Annotated in this window: 9 protein-coding genes; all 9 read right to left on the bottom strand. The window is 42.6% G+C overall.

Annotated elements, in window-relative coordinates; all coding sequences use genetic code 11:
- Positions 1-338: 338 nt before the first annotated feature.
- Positions 339-644 (bottom strand): type I-E CRISPR-associated endoribonuclease Cas2e, encoded by a 306-nt coding sequence (gene cas2e / locus SANK73390_RS09290; protein ID WP_462765670.1) that lies wholly within the window; start codon positions 642-644, stop codon positions 339-341.
- 10 nt (positions 645-654) lie between these two features.
- Positions 655-1,575 carry a type I-E CRISPR-associated endonuclease Cas1e gene (cas1e, locus tag SANK73390_RS09285; RefSeq protein ID WP_462765668.1) on the bottom strand — a complete coding sequence of 307 codons (921 nt, stop codon included), beginning with the start codon at positions 1,573-1,575 and terminating at the stop codon, positions 655-657.
- A gap of 49 nt (positions 1,576-1,624) precedes the next feature.
- A complete protein-coding gene (cas6e, locus tag SANK73390_RS09280) occupies positions 1,625-2,299 on the bottom strand; it encodes a type I-E CRISPR-associated protein Cas6/Cse3/CasE (RefSeq protein ID WP_462765666.1) in 675 nt (224 codons plus the stop codon).
- Positions 2,286-3,050: a type I-E CRISPR-associated protein Cas5/CasD gene (gene cas5e, locus SANK73390_RS09275; RefSeq protein ID WP_462765664.1), complete on the bottom strand. Its 765-nt coding sequence runs from the start codon at positions 3,048-3,050 to the stop codon at positions 2,286-2,288. The genes cas6e and cas5e overlap by 14 nt, the downstream gene beginning before the upstream one ends.
- A 10-nt stretch (positions 3,051-3,060) precedes the next feature.
- Positions 3,061-4,116 (bottom strand): type I-E CRISPR-associated protein Cas7/Cse4/CasC, encoded by a 1,056-nt coding sequence (gene cas7e / locus SANK73390_RS09270; RefSeq protein WP_462765662.1) that lies wholly within the window; start codon positions 4,114-4,116, stop codon positions 3,061-3,063.
- Between the two features lie 29 nt (positions 4,117-4,145).
- Positions 4,146-4,709, bottom strand: coding sequence for a type I-E CRISPR-associated protein Cse2/CasB (casB, locus tag SANK73390_RS09265; RefSeq protein ID WP_462765660.1), 564 nt, complete (start codon positions 4,707-4,709; stop codon positions 4,146-4,148).
- Complete coding sequence (gene casA / locus SANK73390_RS09260; protein ID WP_462765658.1) at positions 4,709-6,322, bottom strand: type I-E CRISPR-associated protein Cse1/CasA; 1,614 nt, start codon at positions 6,320-6,322, stop codon at positions 4,709-4,711. The genes casB and casA overlap by 1 nt, the downstream gene beginning before the upstream one ends.
- A 35-nt stretch (positions 6,323-6,357) precedes the next feature.
- Positions 6,358-6,501 (bottom strand): hypothetical protein, encoded by a 144-nt coding sequence (locus SANK73390_RS09255; protein WP_462765656.1) that lies wholly within the window; start codon positions 6,499-6,501, stop codon positions 6,358-6,360.
- 319 nt (positions 6,502-6,820) lie between these two features.
- Positions 6,821-9,583, bottom strand: a complete 2,763-nt coding sequence (gene cas3 / locus SANK73390_RS09250) for a CRISPR-associated helicase Cas3' (protein WP_462765654.1) — start codon at positions 9,581-9,583, stop codon at positions 6,821-6,823.
- Positions 9,584-10,142: the final 559 nt, after the last annotated feature.

Genomic DNA, 10,142 nt, shown 5'->3' with positions numbered 1-10,142 from the left:
TACGGGGAATACTGACCGAACGTGCCGATAGCAGCAGGGCCATACGGTTTAGCCCCGTGTGTACGGGGGAATACCTAGGCGCACTAAATAATGCGTCTAGGTAAGTCGGTTTAGCCCCGTGTGTACGGGGAATACAGCCGACCTAGATTCGCCCTCTTTGGCATGTTCGGTTTAGCCCCGTGTGTACGGGGAATACCAATCCAAAAAGTTTCAGAGTCACCGTCTTTAACGGTTTAGCCCCGTGTGTACGGGGAATACTCTAAAAGTATATGCTTGTTTTTATTAAATAAAAAGTGGCATACAAAATGTACCAAGTTTTTAATGAGCAAATGTGCGATTTATTCGCCTATATTTTCGTTATCAACTGGCGTAAATTTCACTAGCCTTAAACCTTCTAAATCAACAGGCATTCTGGCATTTTCACCATAGGTAATAAAGTCAAACCCCGACTCAGTATTGGTAGCCCAAGCCATCACTACATTACCTTGCTCAGCCAGTTCTGTTATTTGATGCCAGATCATTTCTCGTATTTTTCGACCCACATCACCAACATATACACCCGCCCTAATTTCAAGCAGCCATACGGCCAACCGCCCTCTTAATCTTGGAGGAACGGCTTCTGTTACCACTACACACATACTCATCGTTACGCTCCTAATTACTTCTATGTCCAGAATCACCTATTGACTCAGGTTCAGGTAAAGCAGGAGGTTGCGCATCTTCAAAAGGCTTAGGTGGGATTATTTCGCCAGCGTTAAGTACATCTTCTATCAGTGGGATTAAACGTTGCAATGTGCGATCTTTTCTAAACGCTTCTCTACAAGCTATACGCACGTCTCTATCTGGTTGCTTAGGACGCTTGCTAGCCACTCTAAATGCGGCAGGCACAACCGTGTCAAATTTAATAATATCTGCAATATCATATACGAATGACAATGGCTTACCTGAATGTAAAAAGCCGATAGCTGGCGCATAGCCCGCTGCGAGTATCGCCGCTTCGGTAACCCCATACAAACATGATGTGGCGGCACTAATACATTGATTAACCACGTCGCCTGCTTGCCAATCTTTTGGGTCATAACGTCGGCCACGCCAATCAACTTTATATTGTTTTGCCAGTAACTCATAGGTTTTGCGCACTCGCGCACCTTCAATGCCCCGAAGCTGATCAACACTACGCCGCTCTGGGGCTGGCTCTGCAAACCTCAGTTCAAACATTTTGCGCACTACTTTTAAACGCAATGCTTCATCAAGTGCCAGTTTAGCTTGATACAGCAACTTGTCTGAACGCGCACCTCCGGGCTGCCCTACTGAATATAAACGTACACCCGCCTCACCAACCCAAATAAGCAATGTACCCGTCGTAGCGGCAAGTTTCACCGCTGCGTGGCTAATACGCGTGCCGGGCTCAAGTAAAATACACACCACCGACCCAACAGGAATATGCATGCGCTCGCCGTTCACTTCATCAATAACAACAAATGCACCGTCTCGCACATCAATGCGCCCCATAGCAACAAAAATCATCGAGTTACGATCTTTAATAGGGATTGGTTTTAAAGGGAGAAATGCCATTTAATATTCCTTTATTTTACAAGTTTAAGTATAACGGCTTTAGTTATACTTAAACTCTACGCAACATCATCAAACCACATCCCATTGCTTTAGCACGACCAAACCCAGTCATGTGCTGCTGTAAGAAAACATCCGGTTCAACCACTGTTAGTACACCTTGAAAATCTACACTCGAAAACCTCACATTGTGACCTGAACGCTTTTTACTATCATGCTGTGTATAGCTCTCGATATTAGGCATACTATCGAGTGTTACCCCCCACTTTTGAGTGCGCTGCTGGCTACAAAACCAATTTAATGCGGCCTCTTCCATCACCGTTTTTAGTCCCTCAGGGTTGTTTTTAAAGTCAGCCTTGGCTTGTTTTTTTGCATGCATTAACACATCATGACGACGACTTTTTCCATCAGCACTAGTAACACATATTGTCGGGTTTACTCTTAATTTAAACCCTAATTTATCACCCGTGTGTAGTTTTGGCGTAAAAGGCTTTGAGCTAACCGATAACAAGGTATCAAGCCCTTGCGGCTGAGCCTGTGACAAAATAAAAAACTCGGGCCGTCCATGCATGCTCATCTCTTCCCGATAAATAAAACAGCGCTTATCTTCATCGGGAAAAAGCCGCCACAATAATTGGTGTGACGCATATACTCCATTGCAAGATAACTTAGCAAGTTCATTAGACGCTTGAGAAGAGGCTGCTAACGTTACTTTACTCAAAAACATGCATGTCTCCTTGATTTTGCTCACTAACAGGTAGAGTTATTTGATGCATTACTCGCTGCTTAAACTGCCACCGGTCCCGACTAACAGGTTCATCCCACTGCTGGGTAGTAACAATACCTGATTCTGTAAATTCGCTCTTATCACCTTCCCAAAAGTAGCTGTGCCAATCAGTTGCATTTAACCGCCACGAATCTTGCTGTTCAGAAGCTGTTAATGGCGGAAACGATGTATCCAACGCAGCTTTAAGGTTTTGCGTATCAACCAAATTAGGCATCATAGGCACACCTAGAGGACATGACTTTCGGCCTAAAAATGGCATATAAACTGGCTTTTTTAATGCTTGCTGTAATTGTGCTAAGGTGTAAGTGGCATTATCAGTTAATGACACCGCAACTATCCATAAACCATCGCAACGGTAATCTCTACTCGATAAAATAGTATTTAACTTATCAGTCGACAGTTCACTAGCGCGGGTCTTATGTACTACTTTTGCACTGCTACTTGGCACCTGTGTCGTATGATAATCACGCATTAAGCTACTTGGCACCGGCTGCTTTAGCGCTATTTTTACACTATTTTGTAGTTCGGCTAACTGCCCAGCTTTATCTCGCTCAATACCCAAAGCAGCCGCCAATAAACCCAACACTGCGGAGCGCGTTGGTATTAGTCCAGTTGGCCTATCTCCACCAACCGCAGCTTGCCCCCAACTAGCTAAAGGGCCATATAAACGAAAGACTAAGTACGCTTTCATAACTCCCCCATTAGCTTGCTACAAATTCAAGTAACTCAGCTAAAGAGCCTTCGCCTTTGTTGGCATCAAAGTGGCAACGTGTATCTGCACAATCGCCATATACTTTGTCAAAACTAATTATTTGCTGTTGCAAGGCATCTACAGCAGCTGTTGCCATATCTGCATCGCTAATCGGCTTCAAAAACGCTACAGATAGATTACGAGGTTGCTGCTCACCTTTTTCAGCCAAAGCAAAGCTTGCATAAGCGCTTGATGCAAAACTATTTTGCTTGCCTTTAGGGCTAACCTTTACTGTTGCTTCAACCAATGCTTTGATAGCACGATTAGCAAGCGCCTCATCACCATTTAAGTTGGCGATTAACTGCGTTTTATTAATACATACATTGCTATAAAACAAAGCTGACGCAAAACCAGCTTCACCAATATGGGCAGAACCCGAATCACTCATACCATCATTTAAGTCATCTACAGCGGTAAAATAATCATCTTCAATCACCACACTATGTACACTCAATGCGTGAGCTACTTGGCAAGCAGCATCAACATTAAACTCGGGGCTTGATGCTAACATGCGACCAAACAGTGCGATATCTACTGCTGTGCACTCGCTTTTAAGTAGTTTCAACTCTTCTTTGCTAGGTCCACGAGTTTCATTGGCTAACACTGCGACTAACGATAGCGCCGCGTCTTTTTCTGTTGGGCTAATATGCGCTAGCTGTTCAATTTCCAACTCTTCTAGTGGTTTATCTTTTTTCTTGCCCTTGGTTTTGCCAAATACAGCCGCAATTTGTGCGGCAACTTCTTTAGCCTGCTTTTCAGCCATTCCTTGGGCAACCAAGTTATTATAAATATCAACACCAAAGCGTTTTGTTCTTACTCCTATGTGCTCGGCTAATGCACTTTCAAACAATTCAGATACACGCCAGTTACGCTTTAAACTTTGCGAGCTAACACGTAAACGCTCAAAACCACCCAACTTGGCAGTTTTTGGTCGGCCTAAATCATCACGGTTGAGGTTTGATGGCGGATAAGACGTAAGTAAATGAAGTTGAATAAACTGGCTCATAATTTAATCCTTAAAAGTTAACGTAATATTTATTTAGCAGCTTGGTAGTAATCCATTGCCCATTGCACGCCAATGCGTTTGCTTGGTTGATTAGGTCTGTGTCCATAGTGTTCTGTAAACCAGTGCTGGATATCTTGAGCAAGCCAAGTCACACTAGCCTCCCCTTTTACCTGTTTTAATATACGCCTTAATCTACGTACAAAATCGTCACTGGTTTTGGCACTTTGTAGCTGTGCAAAGCGTAACTCACTCACCGTTGATTTTTCACCTTGCGCTTTTTTGCCTGCTACACTTGCTAATTTTTCATTGGAATTTGTTTGTATGAACACAAGTACGGCAGCTATCGCCGCAAAGCATTCCATTTTTTCGCCCTGCTTTTGCTCTGAGCATTGTGAAATAACCTCTTGTGGCAAACTTAGCCACAGCGCTCTAAAGCCTTCACTTAGCATGACTGCATCTACATTGTCACAACGCTTTAGTTGTGCTTTATGCGCAGAGGGTGAGGGCTTAATTCCCTCCGCGAGTAGTTGCTCTGTAGATAAGTGCATACTCTTCCACCAGCGCAATACAATATTGCGTATTTCGTCTTTCATCAGACTGCCTCCTTAATAAATTCAATGTTGTGGTTAGCAATAAATGCTTTAATGTCTTTACCACCATATGCTGAGCTGCCTAACCAACCTGATAACTGTTGCCTTGCTTTAAAGCGCTTAGCCATAGATTTTTGGTTGCCCAGCTCTGACAAAGCAAATTCGTCAAATATATCTAAACAAATACACCGTATTTGTGTAAGCCACGCTTTAGCTTGACCCGCAGTTAGTACATACTCACCATTTTGACTATTTTCAATTAACCCAGCCACAGCACTAAAAAATACGGACTCAGTACGCTGCCAAAAAACATTATCAATAAAAGAGGTATCACCTTTGGCGTCTGCTGGCTTATCAAACCACGCACTTTTAACCTGTGTACGGCAGTGCCATAGCGCATTACTGCTAAGTGACTGTAGTGACTTAATTTCTCGAAGTACCGCATCGTGGTGCTCAGGTGGGAGTGAAAAAAGTGGAAAATGATTGGCGTACCAGCAACGAGCTTTCATGTTATCCATATCATAGCCAAATACCCATAACTGCGGGATTTGATGGTGTTTTTGTTCAAAAAAATTGTTGAGGCTATAAAAATGATTAACAACGGCGGCACAATGTTGACCTTCGGTATCGCTGGTAAAAGTAAGTTGCTCCCAAGTTTTATAGGTAACTCCCCCGGGCTGACCTTTCGCAGACAAATGCTCTTCATCAGGCTTTTTTGGGTTCCATTTATAAGGCGTAAGTGGGTGAGACCAAGTACCCGAATAATTTCCTCCATAATTTTGAGTACGGTAACTCTTTACCGAGATAGCCGCCTTTTTACCCGATACTTTACACACAGCTTCATTATTTTCAAACTCCAAACGAATACGCCTCGGCATTGCCCAAAACATATGTAATGGATGTACATTACTTTGGTATATTTCACTGCCTTTTTTTTCGCTGGTTAATGTTGGCGCCAACCAAGGAAATATACTGCCGTCATTAAAGTTTGGTTCTGGATATAGCCAAAACTCTTGAGTCATCACATTTAACCACAGTTTGTGCCATAAGCTTGAGGTAGGTTCTGTTGGCGTAATTAATGTTGTTAACGGGCCACCGCCTCGCAGCCCAACTCGATGCCCAGAACCTCCTGAAGGTGCGTTGATTTGCATAGTAAACAAAGCCAATACGGCCATTTCTAACGACATCACGTCACCAACACCACGTTTTATAAAGTGATCCGTGTTTAATTTAATGCCATTAGCACCCGGTGCCTCTATTAACAGCCCTGCGACTGTAGTTGATTTTGCACAAGCCAACTCATCAAAGTCTTGCATAAACAAAGGCCCATCACCAACTACGTTAAATGCATGAGTAACTTTTTCAAAAGCTGTTTGTAAATCTAACTCTTTAGGACTCTCATCGTAATATTGATGCCATTGCCTCTTATTTTTTGGCGCAAATACCGTTTGCAATAAACCAATCGCAAATTGGTATGCAGCCCCCTGAAAGTCAGCTCTTGGGAGTGCAAAATCAATCACATCCTCACGGCATATCGCCCCCATAGGCAAGGTTTGCTCTGTGCCATCCCGCAATTTAAACGGTAACCAATTGTCTTGTAGGATATTCACGTTCATTCTCCTGTTTAAATGGCATCCTTGCCATTAACTCCTCATTTCAGCTCAGATTTTTTAATTCGAATAGGCCAGGCTTTTTTGCCATATCTATATGCATCTAACATTTCTCCATTTAGCCCTTTCCTATAGCGTCTAAAAATAATGGTATATTCAGTATCGTCATCATCATTACTAAGCATGATTACTCCTAAATTTATATTAGAGAAGCAAAAAACCTGCTACAACCTATTTGCCAACAGCATTGAAACCACATATCATCAATATTGCGAATCGGTGTTCATGGGGGGTGATGGCCTCTCATTCACACCACCTACTTCCAACAGTTCAAAGATTAGCCGAAAACCCAGAAAAATCAAAAAATGACAAGATAAGAGCTGAAGCTCTTTAATTTATTTTTGATCATGACCATTTATCTTGTATACTTTGATAGTTCTCAATGAAATTGAGATAAACCGATAAGTGCTGATGCTCAATTGGTACTTTCAACAATGTTCCCCGCTATTGCGGGGACTTCTCCAAAAATCCTGTTGTTGGATCATAAGTAAAATTTGGATCTAATTCAGGTAGCCAAAGCTGACAATAATCTAAGTTTTTATACTGTAGTTTGAGGCGCTCAACCTGTGCGTTTAAATGCTCAGGTAGGGTTGCAAGTTTGTCCGCATAGGTATTTTTCGACAGCTTGACGGTGCTCAGCGCAATTGCAAATTTGCTATCAGCAACCCACGGCTGTAATTGCGCGTGGTCATCAAGCTTTAATAACAGCACTTCGACCGTTTCAATATCACTCAAGCGCGTACTAATATCGGTTGTATCTTCGTGCCAGCCGCTTGCACTACCCTCAGAGTACCCAAACTGTTGCCACTTAAGTAAGTTCGCTTTTGCTTTATGTGCTTTAGCTCGCTCTTGAGCAAAAAGATCATTTTCTTGTTTAATGAGTGCGTCTGGTATTTGTGCTAATGCAGCATCGCTATATACCGCTTCAATTAAGTCTCTAGCTTGCAATGGCATCCTGATCGCCCCCAACTCTCTAAGTTTGCGTAATCCGAGCCAAAGTCGACCCGCCGAGCGATACACGTATTGTGTGTTAATAAAGTGCTTACTTAGCCAATCGCCCTTTGGTGTATCTGTGTACTGCGGTGCATAAAGATACAATAGTGGCTCACTGCGATTATCTGTAATATTTGCTTGATAACACCCATTACTATCACGAGTATGGCGATGCAGCCGCCCTACACGTTGAATTAAATCATCAATGGGGCAAATATCTGAAATCATCACATCGGTATCAGCATCTAAACTTTCTTGAAAAACCTGCGTCGCGATCAACACTTTACCTGCTCGTGCTTCGCCGGTACTTTTCTTGCCAAACAAATCGAGCACTTGGTTTTCAATCAATTTTCTATCAGCCAACACAAAACGACTATGAAATAACAAACACTGGTTTGGCGCACAAAGGTGCGCCTTTAATTGCTCATAGGCCGCTAAGGCATCGTTTACCGAGTTTCTTACCCACACCACACATTGATTGTTTTTGACCGCAGCAACAACCTTATCAATACAATCTTCCATCGTGTTTATGTGTTCAACTTGCACCGTTCGGCTAACTTCATCTTTGCTCTCTAAAACCTTTTCTAAAACAGGCTTTTGATCACTTAAGCAAACACGCGTGGCTAATGGGAATGCTCTTTCAACTAGTGCTACAGGCTCAAGCTGCGCTGTTTTAAGCCAAATATTAGTTAATCGTTGGCGTTGTTTAAGTGGTAGCGTAGCGGTGAGTAAAATGACTGAACCACCTTGGTGTAAATGTAGTGCTAATAAGCTTTCTAACAGCTCAAACATATATTCATCTGCAGCATGCACTTCATCAAAAATAAGAATTTTGCGATTTAATCCTAGCAGCCTTAACGATTGATGACGCCTAGGTAACACGGCTAACAAGGCTTGATCGATGGTGCCCACACCGACCGGAGCCAGTAAGGCTTTTTTACGCGAGTCTGCTAGCCATTGATTGCACTGGGCTGTTGCTGTGGAATCGGTTGAATGATAATTTTGATCTACGCTTGTGGAGGTGATCACCGCATCACGAAATTGCTCGTTCATTCCTCTAGCGCCGTGGGCAAGAACAATGCTCGGCTTTTTTTTATCGCTACTTTCAAGCATATTTAGATAATGGCTAGCAACCCGTGAAAACATAGCGTTAGAGGTTGCCATGGTCGGTAAACCAAAATAAAAGCCATCTGCGGCACCAGTTGCCATCAGCCTATGTGTAAGTGCCAGCGCCGCTTCTGTTTTTCCAGCACCAGTTACATCTTCCAAAATAAACAACTGTGGGCTACTTGTGAGCACTGTAGTTTCTGCCCAATGCTGCAAAGGCGTAGGAGAGTAACCAAAATGCGCCTGAATAGATTGAAATGGCTTAATCAATGGTGCTTTATCCAAATCCGTAGCTTGAACCGCCTCTCGTGCTATCGACTGTGCTTTGAGCCAATATTCTTCAAGTGGAATCACTTTTGATTGATAGCTGAAGTGGTTTCTATCTGAACCAATCCAATCAGCTAAAACTGCAATACCAGCAATTTGCCAACTAACTAGCTTAAGTCTTTCACACCACTGCGCATTCAAGAGCTTTTCTAGTGGAACAGAAACACTTATTAAACAAGACAAGCTGTCAATAAATAATGCAACGGCATCTAAATTTTGTGCTTCTGTGAAAGCCTTAATTGCATGTGGGTCTTGTTTATTGATGGGTTGCCCATGGTGACCGAATGCACATTCAAAAAGTACAAACAAACAATCTAAGGCTTCAATTTTGTCCCATCTATTTAATGAACTTGTAGAAATAAGTTTTTCTAGCAGCTTTTCTTGCATTTCTTGCCAAAAATAAAGGCCCATTCTATCGTGACGATACTCCTTTCCATTGTAGTCATAGCACTTAGCTACCGTGATTAATGAGTCATCATGATTGGGATACAACTTTTGAAATGCAGATGCGAACTTACCTAAATCGTGCAATGCGAGTAAAAATACAATTAAATCTTGTAGTTGTTGAGGAGTGAGTTCTAGAAACTCAGCAACATCATTAGTAATGGGTTTATCAATGGCAAGTAGCTGTTTGCCAACGGCTGCAACATCTAAGCTATGATAAGCCAGCAAGTGATGCGTTTGAGAATCTTTACATGCCTTCCCCCAATATTGGTAATACAAGGGTAGTGGTTGTTTTAGCAGTTTTTCGTGAGTTGTTTGAGCAGACAAGGTATCCATACTGTACCGATTTAATTTTACATTCCATTAACCACTAGAATACCTAGTCTATTAGGTAATACAATACCCTTCAGCCAGGTTTTTGATCTATCACAGTTTATGGGGAGGGTAATTAAACATATTCAATTACCTTTTTTGATAAAAAGTTGTGGCGGTTTAAGGCGAGGAGTAATAAAAACTTAATAACGGGATTTTGCTAGTAAACTACGTATTTCTATTGATTATTGGAAAACGGTTCTGATAACCACTCAAGTTCAGCCCCGTGAGTACGGGGAACACTTGGCTACTAGAGTGCTAGGAGTAATGCATGGCGGTTTAGCCCCGTGAGTACGGGGAACACATATTCGGCCAGCAGATAGTAGGGAGAGGTGACGGTTTAGCCCCGTGAGTACGGGGAACACACCCTATCAAACAGAAAGGTCTATATTGGCTACGGTTTAGCCCCGTGAGTACGGGGAACACCTCACGTCCAAAATGCCCGTTCAGCAGCCTTAACGGTTTAGCCCCGTGAGTACGGGGAACACCTCAATCGTTTTTAGATGCAGAGATGTGATAACGG

This window comes from Pseudoalteromonas sp. SANK 73390, from assembly GCF_054966645.1.
This window is presented reverse-complemented; position numbering and strand designations above follow the sequence as displayed.

Excerpts from the sequence above, each read along its gene's own strand:
- cas2e (WP_462765670.1), bottom strand. The coding sequence starts at position 644 with ATGAGTATGTGTGTAGTGGTAACAGAAGCCGTTCCTCCAAGATTAAGA.
- cas1e (WP_462765668.1), bottom strand. The coding sequence starts at position 1,575 with ATGGCATTTCTCCCTTTAAAACCAATCCCTATTAAAGATCGTAACTCG.
- cas6e (WP_462765666.1), bottom strand. The coding sequence starts at position 2,299 with ATGTTTTTGAGTAAAGTAACGTTAGCAGCCTCTTCTCAAGCGTCTAAT.
- cas5e (WP_462765664.1), bottom strand. The coding sequence starts at position 3,050 with ATGAAAGCGTACTTAGTCTTTCGTTTATATGGCCCTTTAGCTAGTTGG.
- cas7e (WP_462765662.1), bottom strand. The coding sequence starts at position 4,116 with ATGAGCCAGTTTATTCAACTTCATTTACTTACGTCTTATCCGCCATCA.
- casB (WP_462765660.1), bottom strand. The coding sequence starts at position 4,709 with ATGAAAGACGAAATACGCAATATTGTATTGCGCTGGTGGAAGAGTATG.
- casA (WP_462765658.1), bottom strand. The coding sequence starts at position 6,322 with ATGAACGTGAATATCCTACAAGACAATTGGTTACCGTTTAAATTGCGG.
- SANK73390_RS09255 (WP_462765656.1), bottom strand. The coding sequence starts at position 6,501 with ATGCTTAGTAATGATGATGACGATACTGAATATACCATTATTTTTAGA.
- cas3 (WP_462765654.1), bottom strand. The coding sequence starts at position 9,583 with ATGGATACCTTGTCTGCTCAAACAACTCACGAAAAACTGCTAAAACAA.